The organism is Corynebacterium mycetoides (assembly GCF_900103625.1).
Classification (GTDB): domain Bacteria; phylum Actinomycetota; class Actinomycetes; order Mycobacteriales; family Mycobacteriaceae; genus Corynebacterium; species Corynebacterium mycetoides.
On sequence record NZ_LT629700.1, the window covers coordinates 2,040,857 to 2,055,200 of the forward strand.

Sequence of the window (14,344 nt, forward strand, 5' to 3'; positions counted from 1 at the left end):
CTAAAACCGCTAGTATCTACTCCCATGAGGTTTCATGGCGGCGAGGCCCTGTCGTGGTCGCGGCTGGAGCGTATTCTCTCCGGCCGCCCCGGCCCCGTGCCCGTGCCCGTCAACCACACCCGCCCGCTTGCCGACGCCCCCACCAACTACCCTGAAGCCAGTCACGCGCCGTTCGCCGAACTGCACGCGGTGTCCTCCTACAGCTTCCTCGACGGGGCGAGCGAGCCGGAGGACATGGTCGCTCGCGCCCGCGAGCTGGGCATCATGACGCTCGCGCTGCTGGACAGGGATGGTTTTTATGGGGCGGTGAAGTTCGCCGAGGCCGCGGCGCGTGAGGGTATTGCCACGGTCTTCGGCGCGGAGCTGAGCCTGGGCGATAGGGTCCTGCCCGTGCTGGCGAAAGGCCCGGAGGGGTATCGCCACCTGTCGCATCTCATTGCTGCGGCCCGCATGATCACCCGGGAAAAGGACGTGGTGTCCTACCCGCCGCTGGAGCTCATCGCCCACGAGCTGGCGGGCACGTGCATCGTGCTGGCGGGATGGCAGTGGGTGGATGATATCGACCACCTGGTCGAACTCTTCGGGGGCAACGTGGTGCGCGAGTACGAAGTCTCGATGACCCCGGAGGACGCCGACCACCACCGCGCACTGGATGACTACCCGCACGTTCCGGCGATCGTCAGCGCCATGCCGGCTGCCGCCACGCGCGATGACGCCCGCCTGGCCGCGGCGAAACGCGCGCTGGCCAGGCGTGACTGCTTAAACGACGCTCACGCGCACCTGCACCCCATGGGGGCGAACTGGTTGCGCTCCGCCGAACAGATCGAGGCGATGTTGCCGGGTGCGCAGGACAAGATTGCAACTGCGCTGGCGATTGCCGCGCAGTGCGCCTTCACGCTCAACCTCGTTGCCCCCGAACTACCGCGCTACCCCACGCCTGCGGGCTTTGATGAGATGAGCTGGCTGCGCCACATCACGCTCGCGGGCGCTCAGCTGCGCTACGCGACGCGCCCGGACGAGATCCGGGCCAAGGCGATGGCGCAGATCGACTACGAGCTCGGCGTGATCGAGGAGCTGAGTTTCCCCGGCTACTTCCTCATCGTCCACGACCTGGTGGATTTCGCCCGCCGGGAAAACATCCTGTGCCAGGGGCGCGGGTCGGCGGCGAACTCCGCGGTGTGCTTCGCGCTCGGCATCACCAATGCCGAGCCGATCAGCGCGGGGCTGCTGTTCGAGCGCTTCCTCTCCCCGGACCGCGACGGCCCGCCGGACATCGACATCGACATCGAGGCGGGCCGGCGCGAGGAGGTGATCCAGTACGTCTATTCCCGCTACGGGCGCGACAACGCCGCCCAGGTGGCCAACGTGATCACCTATCGGACGAAAGGCGCGATTCGCGACGCCGCGCGGGCCCTCGGCTACGCCCAGGGGGCGGCGGATTCGTGGTCGAAGGGGATTGCGCGGCCACCGGAGGGCGTCGAGAAGCTCGCTGCCCAGCTCACGGGCCAGCCGCGGCACCTGGGCATCCACTCGGGCGGCATGGTGATCTGCGATAGGCCGATCGCGGACGTCGTACCGGTGGAGTGGGCGCGGATGGAAAACCGCTCGGTGGTGCAGTGGGACAAGGACGACTGCGCCTCCGCGGGGCTGGTCAAGTTCGACCTGCTCGGCCTGGGCATGCTGGAGGCGCTGCACCACATGACGGACTTGGTGCGCGATACCACCGGCCGCGAGGTCAACCTGTGGGAGCTGGACCTGGCGGACCCGGAGGTCTACGAGATGCTGTGCCGCGCCGACGCGGTGGGCGTGTTCCAGGTCGAGTCGCGCGCCCAGCTCTCCACCCTGCCGCGGCTCAAGCCGCGCTGCTTCTTCGACCTGGTTGTGGAGGTCGCGCTGATCCGCCCCGGACCGATCCAGGGCGGTTCGGTGCACCCCTACCTGCGGCGTCGCGACGGGCGCGACCCGGTGGTCTACGACCACCCGGTGCTGGAGAAATCCCTGGGCAAAACCCTCGGTATCCCGCTGTTCCAGGAGCAGCTCATGCAGATCGCCGTCGACGCGGCCGGTTTCTCCGGACGTGAGGCGGACGCTCTGCGGCGCGCCATGGGCTCGAAGCGGTCCCCGGAGAAGATGGCCGCGCTCAAGGCACGGTTTTTCGACGGCTGCTGGGATACCAACCGCATCGACGACGCCACGGCCCAGAAGCTGTGGGCGAAGATCGTCGCGTTCGCCGCCTACGGGTTCCCGGAGTCGCACTCGCAGTCGTTCGCCTCCCTGGTGTTCTTCTCCGCGTGGTTCAAGCGCTACTACCCGGCGCAGTTCTGCGTGGGGCTGCTGCGCGCCCAGCCGATGGGGTTCTACTCGCCGCAGTCGCTGATCCAGGACGCGCGCCGCCACGGTATTACGGTGGAGCCGGTCAACGTCAACACGTCAGGGCGGGAGGCGCTGTGCGTGGACAATTCCACCATCCGGGTGGGGTTGAACCTGGTCAAGGGCTTAGGCGACGCGGCCGCGGACCGCATCGAGGCCGCCCAGCCGTTTAGCGGCATTCCGGATCTGTCGCGCCGCGCGGAGCTGAGCGTCGAGCACGTCGAGGCCCTGGCGCGGGCCGGCGCGCTCGACTGCTTCGGGGTGGACCGCCGCCAGGCGCTGTGGCAGGCGGGCGTGGCCGCGACCGAGCGCGACGGCATGCTGCCGGGACTGTCGGCGATCAGCGCGCCGGCGCTGCCGGGCATGAACGCCTTCGAGCTCATGGTCGCCGACATCGGCGCCACCGGCGTCACGCACGACAAGCAGCCCATGGAGCTGTTGCGCGAGCGCCTGCGTGCCGACGGCCTCGTCACCGCCGCGGGCCTCAAGCAGGTCGAGGACGGCACTCGCGTGCGCGTCGCCGGGGTGGTCACGCACCGGCAGCGGCCGCGGACAGCCTCCGGGGTGACGTTTTTCGGCATGGAGGACGAGACGGGGCTGATCAACGTTGTCGTCTCGCCGGGGCTGTGGAAGCGCCAGCTCGTGCTGGCGCGCACCGCGAAGGCGCTCATCGTGCGCGGGATCGTGGAAAACGTCACCGGGGCGGTCAACGTGGTGGCGGACAAGCTCGAGCCACTGGAGCTCGGGGAGTACCTGAACCGCGGGTCGCGGGACTTCCATTGAGTAGGCTGGCGGCCATGGAAACGGAGCTCAACGGCGTGTCGATGAAGCTGGTCATTCCCCACTACATAACGCTCGTCGTGTGGGCGGCACTGGTGCTGGGCGCGCTGTCCTGGACCTACGTGAGGTGGGGGTCGTGGTGGCTGGTGCCACTCGGCGCCGCCGCGGCCGTTGTCCTCTGGGGCCTCGTGCTCGTTCCTCTGCGAGTGCGCGCCCTCGGCTGGAAAGAGACGGACGACGAGCTCGTCCTGGCACGGGGCAGGCTGCGGCGCACCGTCACCGTCATCCCCTACGGGCGGATCCAGTTTGTCGACGTCACCACGGGGCCGGTGGGCCGGGCGCTGGGGCTCAAGAGCTTGGCGGTGAACACGGCGTCGACAAGCTCGATCTCGAAGCTGCCCGGGATCGAGGCCGCCGAGGCCGATGCCCTGCGCGACCGGCTGGCGGCGAAGGCGCGCGAGCGCATGAGCGGGCTGTGATGGAGCGGCGCGTCCACAGGCTCACGCCGCTCCTGCACGTCTGGGCCACACTGCTGGCGGTGGCAGCGATCGCGCTGTTCAACTTCACCGTCCCGCTCTACAACTGGGTGCGCGAGGGGGAGTTTCCCGCGGTGTCGGCTCTGTGGGCCATAGGCGGCGTCGCCCTCGTCGTGGCGGCCGGGGCCGGGGCGTCGCAGCTGTGGTGGTCGAAAATGAGCTTCGCGCTGGGCCCGGAGGAACTCAGCGTGCGCAGCGGCGTGGTGACGACGAAGCTGCGCACCGCCCGCTACGACCGCATCCAGGCCGTCGACGTGGTCGAGCCGCTGGCGGCGCGGATCGCCGGGCTCGCCGCCGTGCGGGTCGAGGCGGCCGGCGGCGCGGACTCGGCGCTCGAGATCGCCTACCTGCCACGGCGCGAGGCGGAGCAAGTGCGTGAGGAGATACTGCGCGCCGCGGGTTCCGCCGGCGGTGGCGCGGCGGCGCAGGAGGACTACCTTGTCGCGCCCATCCCCATCCGCCGCTCGCTCATTGGCACGGCTCTGCGGCTGACCACGGTCGCCACCGCCGCCTGGACGGTCATTTCCCTGCTCACGAGTGTTTCCGTGGCCGCTGCGGTGCCGGTTCTCGTTGGCGTGTTGCCGGTGATCTGGCGGATGGTGGACCAGTCGTGGCGGTTTAGCTCGACGCTGGATAGCGGCGTGGTGAACCTCACCTACGGCCTCGCCAACCGCCGGAGGCAAGCGGTTCCGCTGGACCGCATCCACGCGGTCAAGCTATCCCAGCCGGTACTGTGGCGCCCGCTCGGCTGGTGGGAGGTCACGGTCAACGTGGCCGGCTACGCCACCACCGGTGCGCGCGCGGGCACGCTGACGCTTCTGCCGGTCGGCTCGCTGGAGCAGGCCCTCGAGGTGGTCGCGGCACTGAGCCCGGCACCGTGCACGGCACCGTGCCCGGCGCCCGACCCCGCCACCGCCGAGGTGCACATGCGCTCCCCGCGGCGCGCACGCTGGGTCTCGCCGGTGGATTGGAAGCGGCAGACCGTCACGCTGGAAGGGGGCGTCGCCGTGGTCACCTATGGAGCGGTCTCGCGGCGCTACGTGTTCGTGGAGATCCCGCACATCCAGGAGCTGACGTACACCCAAGGCCCGGTGCAGCGCTGGCTCCGCCTGGCGCACGTGCGTCTCGACCTCGTGCCGGGGCCGGTCAAAGCGACGGTGCGCGATCTGGAGGAGGATCACGCGCGGGAGCTCGTCGATAAGCTGCGTGCGCGAAACCTGCCGGGGTGAGTCACACCCCGCCGGGAAAGCCCAGCTGGCGCCACGCCTCGTAGGTGGCCACGGCCGCCGAGTTGGACAGGTTCATCGAGCGCCGGCCGGGCAGCATGGGGATGCGCACGCGCTCGGTCACGCGGGGGTGGTGCGCGTGGCTTTCCGGCAGGCCGGTGGGTTCGGTGCCGAAGAGGAGGGCGTCGCCGCGCTCGTAGGCGATCTCGTGGAAGTACGCGGAGGCCTGGGTAGTAAACGCGAAGACGCGCGAGCCGGTCAGCGCCGCCAGGCACGCGTCCAGGTCCGGGTGGATGACCACGTCGGCCAAGTCGTGGTAGTCCAGCCCGGCGCGGCGCAGGTGCTTCTCATCCAGCGTGAACCCGAGCGGCTCGACGAGATGCAGCGTCGCGCCGGTGCCCGCGCACATGCGGATCGCGTTGCCGGTGTTCGGCGGGATGACGGGATTATCGAAGATGACATGCAGGTGCGACACGTCCCGCAAGTCTAGGATAGGTGCCGTGACTGCGATCAAGTTAGACGGAAAGCTCTACCGCGAGGAGATTTTCGCGGACCTGAAGAAGCGCGTCGCCGCGCTGAAGGACAAGGGGGTTACGCCGGGCCTGGCCACGGTGCTCGTCGGGGAGGACCCGGCGAGCCAGAACTACGTGCGCATGAAGCACAAGGACTGCGCTGAGCTCGGCATCGCCTCCATCATGAAGGAGCTGCCCGGAGACACCACGCAGGAAGAGCTTGATGCGCTTATCGACGCTCTGAACAACGACCCGGCCGTCACCGGCTACATCGTCCAACTGCCGCTGCCGGGCCACCTCGATGAAAACCGCGTCCTGGGTCTCATCGACCCGGACAAGGACGCCGACGGCCTGCACCCGGTCAACCTGGGCAAACTGGTCCTGGGGGAGCCCGCGCCCCTGCCGTGCACCCCGAACGGCTCCATCAAGTTGCTCGAGCGCTTCGGGGTGGATCTGCGCGGCGCGATCGTGTGCGTGATCGGCCGCGGCGTGACGGTGGGCCGCCCGATTTCGCTCATGCTCACAGCCCGCGACGTCAACGCCACCACCGTGCTGTGCCACACCGGCACCAAGGACCTCGCCGCGGAGACCCGCCGCGCGGACGTGATCATCGCCGCGGCCGGCAAGCCGCACATGATCACCGCCGACATGATCAAGGAGGGCGCCGCGCTTCTCGACGTCGGCGTGTCCCGCGTGGACGGCAAAACCGTCGGCGACCTGCACCCCGACGTGTGGGAGAAGGCCGGCTGGGTCTCCCCAAACCCGGGTGGCGTGGGCCCGATGACGCGCACCTTCCTCGTCCGCAACATCGTGGAGCGTGCCGAAGCACTTGCTGGATAACCCCCACGACGTCAACAACGCCCCATCGCCGCTGCCCGTGCGCGTGCAGCAGGCGATGGCGGCGCTGTTTGTCCTGGGCTTTGTCGCCTCCGGGTTGTTCTCCGCCACGGAGCACTGGCGCCGCGCCACCTTCACCCTGGGCGTGTCGATGCTGTGGCTGGCGGTGATGCGTCTGACCTGCGACTCGCGCGTCATCGGACTCGTCGCCGTCCGCTCGAGGCGTTTCGACGTCGCGTTCACCTCCGTCCTCGGCGCCGCCATGATGTGGCTGGCGTGGTCGGTGGACTCGCTGGGGAGCTAGCCGGCGCGGGCGCCCTCTTCCGCCTAAAACCGGACGGCTAAAGTTGCCCCGTTTTGGGCCTGTTTCGGCGCAGTCTTAGGCGTCTGAGTTTAGGGGGAGGCGCCGCCGCTAGATGTCGTACGCGCCGCTGCTCGAGGCGAAGTCGTGCGGCGAGGGCGTCTGCTCCGTCAGCGCGATGAACCGGCGCAGGATAAGGTCCATCTGGCGCGCCTCGACGAGGAAGGCGTCGTGGCCGACGGGGCTCGAGAGCTTTGACATGGCCAGCAGGTTTCCTAAGTTGCGGCTTAGGTGCTCCTGCTGGTGGTAGGGGTAGAGGATGTCGGTGTCCACGCCCACGATCATGGTGGGCACCTTCGAGCTGGCCAGGGCCTTGTTCAGTCCGCCCCGGCCACGCCCGACGTCGTGGCGGTTCAAGGTTTCGGTGAGGGTGACGTAGCTTCCGGCGTCGAAACGCTCGACGAGCTTGACCCCCTGATAGTCGAGGTAGCTCTGCACCGCGAAGCGCTGGGCGTCGTCGCGGTAGGGGCCGAGTGGGTTTTCGCCGGCCTGGAAGGCGGTGCCGAAGCGCTCATCGATCTCCAGTTCCCCGCGGTACGTCAGGTGCGCGATGCGGCGCGCCGCCGCGAGGCCCGCGTCGGGGCCCTGGGGCTTGTCGTAGTAGTCGCCGCCGTGCCAGTCGGGGTCGCGGGTGATCGCGGAAAGCTGCGCGGTCTGGATGCCGATCTGCCACGCGCTCGCACGCGCAGATACAGCGAGCACGCAGGCGTAGTCCACCGTCTCGGGGTGCATCAGCGTCCACTCGAGCGTGCGCGCCCCGCCCATCGACCCTCCCAGGATGGCGCGCACGCGTCCGATGCCCAGGGCGTCGAGAAGCAGCTTCTCGGCTGCCACCTGGTCGCGGATGGAGATGGCCGGGAAGCGCGAACCCCACCTGCCGCCGTCGGGATGCTCGCTCGCGGGTCCGGTGGAGCCGTAGCAGCTGCCCAGAGCGTTGGTGCACACCACGCACCACGTGTCCGTGTCCAGAGCCTTGCCCGGGCCGATGACTTCGCACCACCACTCGGCGGCGTTGGAATCGCCGGTTAGAGCGTGCTCGACGAGCAGAATGTTGTTGTCGCCGGCCGGGTCGCCCCTAAACTCGCCCCAGCGCTGGAAGGCGATGGTGGTGTCGGGGATCTCGGCGCCGGCCTGGGTCGTAAAGCATCCGATGCTTACGTGATGGAGAGCGCCATGCGGCGGCAGGGAAAAGCTCACGGCGCGGCCCCTAGATGGCCGCGAAACCGCGCTCGAGGTCAGCGAGAATGTCGTCGATGCTCTCGATGCCCACGCTCAGGCGCACCGTTGATTGGGTGATGCCCCCGCGCGCCAGGCCCGCCTCGTTGGACTGCGAGTGGGTCGTGGAGGCCGGGTGGACCACCAGGGAGCGCACGTCGCCGATGTTGGCCAGGTTGGAGTGCAGGCGCAGGGCGTCGATGAACGCCCAGGCCTGGGTGCGGTCGGCCGGGTCCCCCGCGATGTCGAAGGAGAGCACCGAGCCGGTGTAGCGCAGGCCGAGCTTCTCCTTCACGGCCCAGTAGGGGCTGGACTCAAGCCCGGCGAAGTTGACCTTGGACACCTTCTCGTGGCCGCTGAGGAACTCGGCGACCTTCAGCGCGTTCGCGTTGTGGCGCTCCACGCGCAGCCCCAGGGTGTCCAGGCCCTGGAGCGCCACCCACGCGTTGAACGGGGAGATCGCGGCGCCGGTGTCGCGCAGGATGCCCGCGCGCGCCTTGACGGCGAAGGCCGGGGCGCCCAGGTCGGCGTACTTCAGGCCGTGGTAGGCGGCGTCCGGGGTGACAAAGTACGGGAAGACCGGTTCGCCGTCGCGCTCGACGGTCCAGTCGAACCGGCCGGAGTCGATAATCGCGCCGCCGATGGCCGCGCCGTTGCCGGTGTAGAACTTCGTCGTGGACACGACGACGATGTCGGCCCCGAGCTCGAGCGGGCGGACCAGCGCGGCGGTGGCCATGGTGTTGTCCACGATGAGCGGGACCTGGTTGTTGTGGGCGACCTCGGAAATCGCGGGGATGTCGAGGACGTCCGCGATCGGGTTGCCGAAGGTCTCTCCGTAGAGCGCCTTCGTGTTCGGGCGGATGGCGTCCTGCCAGGACTGCGGATCATCCGGGTCGTCCACGAAGGTGAACTCGATGCCTAGGCGGGGCAGGGTGACCTCGAAGAGCGTCTCGGTGCCGCCGTAGAGGCGGGGCGAGGTGACAAGGTGGTCGCCGGCGGAGGCCAGGTTGGTAATCGCGGCGGTTTCCGCGGCCATGCCGGACGCGAACGCCACCGCCGCGACGCCGCCCTCCAGGCTGGCGAGGCGGTCTTCCAGCGCCTGCTGGGTGGGGTTGGTGATGCGGGTGTAGATCGGGCCCGGGTTCGACAGGTTGAAGCGGTTTTCCGCGTGCTGCGCGTCGTCGAACACGTAGGACGTGGTCATGTAAATCGGCTGGTTGCGCGCGCCGTAATCGGAGTCGACAGTTTGGCCGGCGTGAATGGCGCGGGTGTCGAAGGACCAGTTCTGCGGTTCGGAGTTGTCGTATTTAGCCATGTGGACAATCTATCGCCGCACGAGGCCGGTGTGTACCAAGCTGTCTATAAGCGCCGATGCGCTGGGCTTTTACATGAATATTAATTGAGGGGGACCGGGTCCCACCCGGCCCGGCGCTAGGCGCGGGTGAGGCCGTCGATGATGCGGTTGAACGTCGAAGACGGGCGCATCACGGCCGCGGCCTTGGCGTCGTCCGGCAGGTAGTACCCGCCGAGGTCGCCCGGGGTGCCCTGCACGGCGAGGAGCTCCGCGGCGATGGTCTCCTCGTTGTCGCGCAGTGCCTTGGCCACCGGCGCGAAGTACTCCGCGATCGAGGCGTCGGCGGTCTGCTTCGCCAGCTCCTCCGCCCAGTAGAGGGCGAGGTAGAAGTGGGAGCCACGGTTGTCGATCTCACCAGCCTTGCGGGAGGGCGAGCGGCCCTCGACGAGGACGGTTTCGGTGGCGTTGTCCAGGGCGTCGGCAAGCACATCGGCCTTGGGGTTGCCGTGGTCGGCGGCGAGGCGCAGGGACTCGGCAAGCGCAAGGAACTCGCCGAGGGAGTCCCAGCGCAGGTGGTTTTCCGTCTGGAGCTGCTGGACGTGCTTCGGGGCGGAGCCGCCGGCGCCGGTCTCGAACAGGCCGCCGCCCGCCATGAGCGGGACGATGGAGAGCATCTTCGCGGAGGTGCCCAGCTCGAGGATGGGGAAGAGGTCGGTGTTGTAGTCGCGCAGCACGTTGCCGGTCACGGAGATGGTGTCCTCGCCGCGGCGCAGGCGCTCGACGGTGATCTTCGTGGCTTCGACGGGCGAGGCGATGGAGATGTCGAGGCCCTCGGTGTCGTGGTCCGCGAGGTAGCGGTTGACCAGCCCGATCAGGTTGCGGTCGTGGGCGCGGGACTCGTCGAGCCAGAAGATGGTCTTCATGCCGGACTTGCGGGCGCGGCTCACGGCGAGCTTGACCCAGTCGCGGATCGGGGCGTCCTTGGTCTGGCAGGCGCGCCAGATGTCGCCGGCCTCGACGTCGTGGGTGAGGATGGCCTCGCCGGCGGAGTTGACCACGCGGACGGTGCCGTCGGCGGGGATCTTGAAGGTCTTGTCGTGGGAGCCGTACTCCTCGGCCTTCTGGGCCATGAGGCCGACGTTGGGCACGGTGCCCATGGTGGTCGGGTCGAAGGCGCCGTTGGCGCGGCAGTCGTCGATGACGACCTGGTAGATGCCGGCGTAGGAGGAGTCCGGGATGGTGGCCAGGGTGTCCTGCTCCTGGTCCTCGGCGTTCCACATGTGGCCGGAGGTGCGGATCATGGCGGGCATGGAGGCGTCGACGATCACGTCGGAGGGGACGTGCAGGTTGGTGATGCCCTTGGTGGAGTTGACCATGGCGAGGTCGGGGCCGTCGGCAAGCGCTTTGTCGATTGCGGCGCGGATCTCCTCGCCGTTGTCCAGGGCGGACAGTCCGTCGAGGATGGCGCCGAGGCCGTTCTCGCCGTTCAGGCCGGCTGCGAGCAGTTCCTCGCCGTATGCGTCAAATACGTCCTTGAAGTAGGCGCGTACTACGTGGCCGAAGATGATCGGGTCGGAGACCTTCATCATGGTGGCCTTCAGGTGCGCCGAGAAGAGCACGCCTTCGGCCTTGGCGCGCGCCACGGCCTCCAGGAGGAAGGCGTCGAGCGCCTTAGCGGACATGTAGGTGGCGTCGATCACCTCGCCCTCGAGGACGCTCAGCTCCTCCTTGAGCACGACGACCGAGCCGTCGGCGGCGGCCAGCTCGATGCGCAGGGTGTCCTCTGACGGCATGATGACGGACTTCTCGTTGGCGCGGAAGTCGCCCGATTCCATGGTGGTGACGTTGGTCTTGGAGTCCGCGGGCCACTCGCCCATGGAGTGGGGGTGCTTGCGGGCGTAGTTCTTCACCGCGATGGGGGCGCGGCGGTCGGAGTTGCCCTGGCGCAGCACGGGGTTGACGGCGGACCCCTTGACCGAGTCGTAGCGGGAACGGATCTCGCGCTCCGCGTCCGTGACGGGGGTGTCGGGGTAGTTGGGGATGTCGAAGCCCTTTTCCTGCAGCTCCGTGATGGCCTTCTTCAGCTGCACGAGGGAGGCGGAGATGTTGGGCAGTTTGATGATGTTGGCTTCGGGCTCCAGGGCGAGATCGCCCAGCTCCGCGAGGGCGTCGTGGGTGAGGCTCTCATCCGTGACACGCTCCGGGAACAGTGACAGGATGCGACCGGCGACGGAGATGTCGCGGGAGGCCACGGCGACACCGGCGTTGGAAGCGAACGCCGTGACGATCGGCAGCAGCGAGTAGGTCGCAAGCAGCGGTGCTTCGTCGGTGCGTGTCCAAATGATGGTAGCCACTATTTTGCTCCTCTAAGTATTTGCCAATAATCCAGTCATTCAGGATACCAATATTCGCCGGAACCGCTGCATGGACGGGCCCCAGATGGTACGGACATCGGCGCTGTAGGGTGACATGCATGAGTCTTACCATTGCGTCCGTCAACGTCAACGGCATCCGCGCAGCCACCAAGGTGCGCAGCGAAGTCAACCCGGGCATGCTGGCCTGGCTCGAGGAGACATCCGCGGATGTGGTGCTTATGCAGGAGGTTCGCGCCGAGGTCGACCAGACACGCGCCGCGCTCGCCCCGGCGCTCGAGGCCGGCTGGCACCTCGTCGTCGCCCCCGCCGAAGCACCGGGGGCGAAAGGGCGGGCTGGCGTGGGCATATTGAGCCACTCACAGTTGGAGGATGTGGAGATAGGCATCACATCGTTCGAAGACGCCGGGCGTTTCATCGCGGGCACGCTTGACGACGTCCGCGTGGCGTCGCTCTACCTCCCGTCGGGCTCCGCGGGAACGGCCAAGCAGGACGAAAAGTACCGCTTCCTCGACGAGTTCGAGCCCCTGCTCGACACGTGGGCCACCCAGCACCCCAACATGGTCATCGGCGGCGATTGGAACATCTGCCACCGCCGGGAGGACCTGAAGAACTACAAGACCAACCAGAAGAAGTCCGGCTTCCTGCCGCACGAGCGCGCCTTCATGGACTCCGTCTTCGGCACCTTCCCGGACGACGAGGCCCAGGACGTAGACGCCAAGGCTGCGAGCGAGTGGGCTGGGGCCGTGGACTACGCCTCAACGGAGCGTCGAGAAGCGAGCTCGGACCCGCGGTGGTTCGACGTCGCCCGGCGCCTCCAGCCTGATGACGCCCCGTACACCTGGTGGACCTTCCGCGGCCAGGCCTTCAACAACGACGCGGGCTGGCGTATCGACGTCCAGGCCGCGACCGCCGGCATGCTCGAGCGCGCGCGGCGCACCTGGGTGGACAAGGCGCCGACCGTGGAGCAGCGGTGGTCCGACCACTCGCCGCTGCTGGTGGAGTACGTTTAAGCGCCGTGGAATCCCAAACAGTGCTGGGCGTGAGCATGCCGGAGCTTTTAACGACGCTGTTCGTCATCGGTATCGTCGCCGAATCCATGACCGCGGCGGTGGCGGCCGGCCGGATGCGCATGGACCTGTTCGGAGTGATCACGCTCGGCGCGCTGACCGGGCTCGGCGGGGGAACGGTGCGCGACATCATCTTGGGCGCCTACCCCCTGACCTGGGTGGAGGAGCCGCGCTTCCTGCTCGCCACGGTCGTCGCCTCGGTGGTCACGGTCAAGATCGACTGGTTGATGTACTAGCTGCGCAAGTTCTTCCTCGTCGCCGACGCCGTCGGCCTCGCGGCGTTCGTGGTGCTGGGCATCCAGACGGCCCTCTCGCTCGGCCACGGGTTCGTCATCGCGGCCGTCGCCGCCGTGACCACGGGCGAGTCCGGCGGCGTGATGCGCGACATCCTCTCCGACCGCGTGCCGCTGGTGTTCCGCGAGGAGCTCTACGCCTCCATCGCCGTTGCGGGCACCGTGGTCTACATGGCGCTCATGGCCGCGGGGGTGCCGGAATGGATCGTCACTATCGCCACCGTGGTGTTCGTGTTTATCACCCGCCTGCTCTCCCTGCGCTACAAGTGGTCCCTGCCGATCTTCGAGTACGACGACGACAGGGTCGCCGCCATCGACCCCAGGAACCAGCTCTCCGCCATGGTCCATTCCCGCGGCCGCAAGATCCCCGGTGCGCGCCGGGTGTACAGGCCCGTGAAGATGGTGGCCGAGCGAGCACCCGTACGGTACAAACGCAAGCGCAAGTAGACTTTCCAACCATGACCGACACGCAGCGAGTTCTCTCCGGCATCCAGCCGACGGCCGATTCCTACCACCTGGGCAACTACCTCGGTGCGCTGAAGCAGTGGATTGACCTCCAGGACGGCCACGACGCGTTTTACTTCATCCCCGACCTGCACGCCATCACGGTGGACCAGGACCCGGCCGAGCTGCGCGAGCGCACCATCAAGGGCTGCGCCCAGCTCATCGCGCTGGGTATCGACCCGAACAAGTCCACCCTGTTCGTCCAGTCCCACGTGCCCGCGCACGCCGAGCTGACGTGGGTGCTGCAGTGCCTCACCGGCTTCGGCGAGGCCTCGCGCATGACGCAGTTCAAGGACAAGGCGGCCAAGCAGGGCCAGGACCGCGCCACCGTGGGCCTGTTCACATACCCGGTGCTCATGGCGGCGGACATCCTGCTCTACTCGCCGCAGCTCGTTCCCGTGGGCGAGGACCAGCGCCAGCACCTGGAGCTCACGCGCAACCTCGCCGAGCGCTTCAACTCCCGGTTCGGAACGACCTTCGTCGTGCCCGAGGGGTTCATCCCCGAAGGTGCGGCGAAGATCTACGACCTGCAGGAGCCCACGGCGAAGATGTCGAAGTCCGGCGCGAACCCGAAGGGCCTGATCAACCTGCTGGACGACCCGAAGACCTCCACCAAGCGCATCAAGTCCGCCGTGACGGACAACGACGGCGTCATCGCCTTCGACCGCGAGAACAAGCCGGGGGTGTCCAACCTCCTGATGATCCAGTCGGCGTTGACCGGGGTGGGCGTCGACACGCTTGTCGCCGGGTACGAGGGGCAGGGCTACGGCGCGCTGAAGACGGACACCGCCGAGGCGCTCGAGGCGTTCACCACCCCGCTGCGCGCGCGTTACGACGAGCTGATGGCGGACCGGGCCGAACTCGAGGCCATCCTCGCCCGCGGCGCGCAGCGCGCCCGTGAGATCTCCGAGCCGCTGCTTGCCCAGGTGTACGACAAGGTCGGTTTCCTCGCCCCGCGGCGCTAGCGCGGCCGC

13 protein-coding genes are annotated in these 14,344 nt (G+C 68.2%); 9 read left to right on the forward strand and 4 right to left on the reverse strand.

Translation table 11 applies throughout. From position 1 onward, the window contains the following. The first annotated feature begins 24 nt into the window (after nt 1-24). From BLS40_RS09885 to BLS40_RS09895, 3 genes are read left to right on the forward strand one after another with little or no spacing between them, the layout of a single operon-like run. The gene (locus BLS40_RS09885) at nt 25-3,153 is read left to right on the forward strand and encodes an error-prone DNA polymerase (RefSeq protein ID WP_092151718.1); all 3,129 of its coding nucleotides are present in this window, start codon (nt 25-27) and stop codon (nt 3,151-3,153) included. A gap of 14 nt (nt 3,154-3,167) precedes the next feature. Beyond that, nucleotides 3,168-3,629 carry a PH domain-containing protein gene (locus tag BLS40_RS09890; protein ID WP_092151720.1) on the forward strand — a complete coding sequence of 154 codons (462 nt, stop codon included), beginning with the start codon at nt 3,168-3,170 and terminating at the stop codon, nt 3,627-3,629. Further along, nucleotides 3,629-4,915, forward strand: coding sequence for a PH domain-containing protein (locus BLS40_RS09895; protein ID WP_092151722.1), 1,287 nt, complete (start codon nt 3,629-3,631; stop codon nt 4,913-4,915). The genes BLS40_RS09890 and BLS40_RS09895 overlap by 1 nt, the downstream gene beginning before the upstream one ends. A gap of 1 nt (nt 4,916) precedes the next feature. Here the strand turns inward: BLS40_RS09895 and BLS40_RS09900 are convergent, their stop codons facing one another. Then, the gene (locus BLS40_RS09900; protein WP_092151724.1) at nt 4,917-5,387 is read right to left on the reverse strand and encodes a tRNA (cytidine(34)-2'-O)-methyltransferase; all 471 of its coding nucleotides are present in this window, start codon (nt 5,385-5,387) and stop codon (nt 4,917-4,919) included. 25 nt (nt 5,388-5,412) lie between these two features. On the opposite strand from BLS40_RS09900, the gene BLS40_RS09905 reads away from it, so the two are divergent. Both BLS40_RS09905 and BLS40_RS09910 read left to right on the forward strand, forming a co-directional pair. After that, nucleotides 5,413-6,264, forward strand: a complete 852-nt coding sequence (locus BLS40_RS09905; protein ID WP_092151726.1) for a bifunctional methylenetetrahydrofolate dehydrogenase/methenyltetrahydrofolate cyclohydrolase — start codon at nt 5,413-5,415, stop codon at nt 6,262-6,264. Next, entirely contained in the window at nt 6,242-6,565 is a 324-nt protein-coding gene (locus tag BLS40_RS09910; protein WP_092151728.1) for a DUF3017 domain-containing protein, read from the forward strand. The genes BLS40_RS09905 and BLS40_RS09910 overlap by 23 nt, the downstream gene beginning before the upstream one ends. 108 nt (nt 6,566-6,673) lie before the next feature. Here BLS40_RS09910 and metX read toward each other — a convergent pair whose 3' ends face one another. The 3 genes from metX to BLS40_RS09925 all read right to left on the reverse strand — a co-directional run bounded on the left by metX (nt 6,674) and on the right by BLS40_RS09925 (nt 11,485). After that, nucleotides 6,674-7,819 (reverse strand): homoserine O-acetyltransferase MetX, encoded by a 1,146-nt coding sequence (metX, locus tag BLS40_RS09915; protein ID WP_172808026.1) that lies wholly within the window; start codon nt 7,817-7,819, stop codon nt 6,674-6,676. A gap of 10 nt (nt 7,820-7,829) precedes the next feature. Then, nucleotides 7,830-9,152, reverse strand: a complete 1,323-nt coding sequence (locus tag BLS40_RS09920; RefSeq protein ID WP_092151730.1) for an O-acetylhomoserine/O-acetylserine sulfhydrylase — start codon at nt 9,150-9,152, stop codon at nt 7,830-7,832. A 116-nt stretch (nt 9,153-9,268) separates the two neighbouring features. Continuing rightward, a complete protein-coding gene (locus tag BLS40_RS09925; protein ID WP_092151732.1) occupies nt 9,269-11,485 on the reverse strand; it encodes an NADP-dependent isocitrate dehydrogenase in 2,217 nt (738 codons plus the stop codon). Between the two features lie 119 nt (nt 11,486-11,604). Between BLS40_RS09925 and BLS40_RS09930 the strand changes: the two genes are divergently transcribed. The 4 genes from BLS40_RS09930 to trpS are packed head-to-tail and all read left to right on the forward strand — an operon-like array spanning nt 11,605 to nt 14,335. Further along, nucleotides 11,605-12,516 (forward strand): exodeoxyribonuclease III, encoded by a 912-nt coding sequence (locus BLS40_RS09930; protein ID WP_092151734.1) that lies wholly within the window; start codon nt 11,605-11,607, stop codon nt 12,514-12,516. Nucleotides 12,517-12,521: 5 nt separating this feature from the next. Beyond that, nucleotides 12,522-12,809, forward strand: a complete 288-nt coding sequence (locus tag BLS40_RS11255; protein ID WP_231908448.1) for a TRIC cation channel family protein — start codon at nt 12,522-12,524, stop codon at nt 12,807-12,809. Then, on the forward strand, nt 12,810-13,313 hold the full coding sequence (locus BLS40_RS11260; protein ID WP_407922429.1) for a trimeric intracellular cation channel family protein: 504 nt from the start codon (nt 12,810-12,812) through the stop codon (nt 13,311-13,313). It abuts the gene before it with no gap. An 11-nt stretch (nt 13,314-13,324) separates the two neighbouring features. Further along, a complete protein-coding gene (gene trpS / locus BLS40_RS09940) occupies nt 13,325-14,335 on the forward strand; it encodes a tryptophan--tRNA ligase (protein ID WP_092151736.1) in 1,011 nt (336 codons plus the stop codon). Nucleotides 14,336-14,344 lie beyond the last annotated feature (9 nt).

What these genes read in the sequence shown, in the direction of transcription:
- BLS40_RS09885 (WP_092151718.1), top strand. Translation starts at nt 25, where the DNA reads ATGAGGTTTCATGGCGGCGAGGCCCTGTCGTGGTCGCGGCTGGAGCGT.
- BLS40_RS09890 (WP_092151720.1), top strand. Translation starts at nt 3,168, where the DNA reads ATGGAAACGGAGCTCAACGGCGTGTCGATGAAGCTGGTCATTCCCCAC.
- BLS40_RS09895 (WP_092151722.1), top strand. Translation starts at nt 3,629, where the DNA reads ATGGAGCGGCGCGTCCACAGGCTCACGCCGCTCCTGCACGTCTGGGCC.
- BLS40_RS09920 (WP_092151730.1), bottom strand. Translation starts at nt 9,152, where the DNA reads ATGGCTAAATACGACAACTCCGAACCGCAGAACTGGTCCTTCGACACC.
- BLS40_RS09930 (WP_092151734.1), top strand. Translation starts at nt 11,605, where the DNA reads ATGAGTCTTACCATTGCGTCCGTCAACGTCAACGGCATCCGCGCAGCC.
- trpS (WP_092151736.1), top strand. Translation starts at nt 13,325, where the DNA reads ATGACCGACACGCAGCGAGTTCTCTCCGGCATCCAGCCGACGGCCGAT.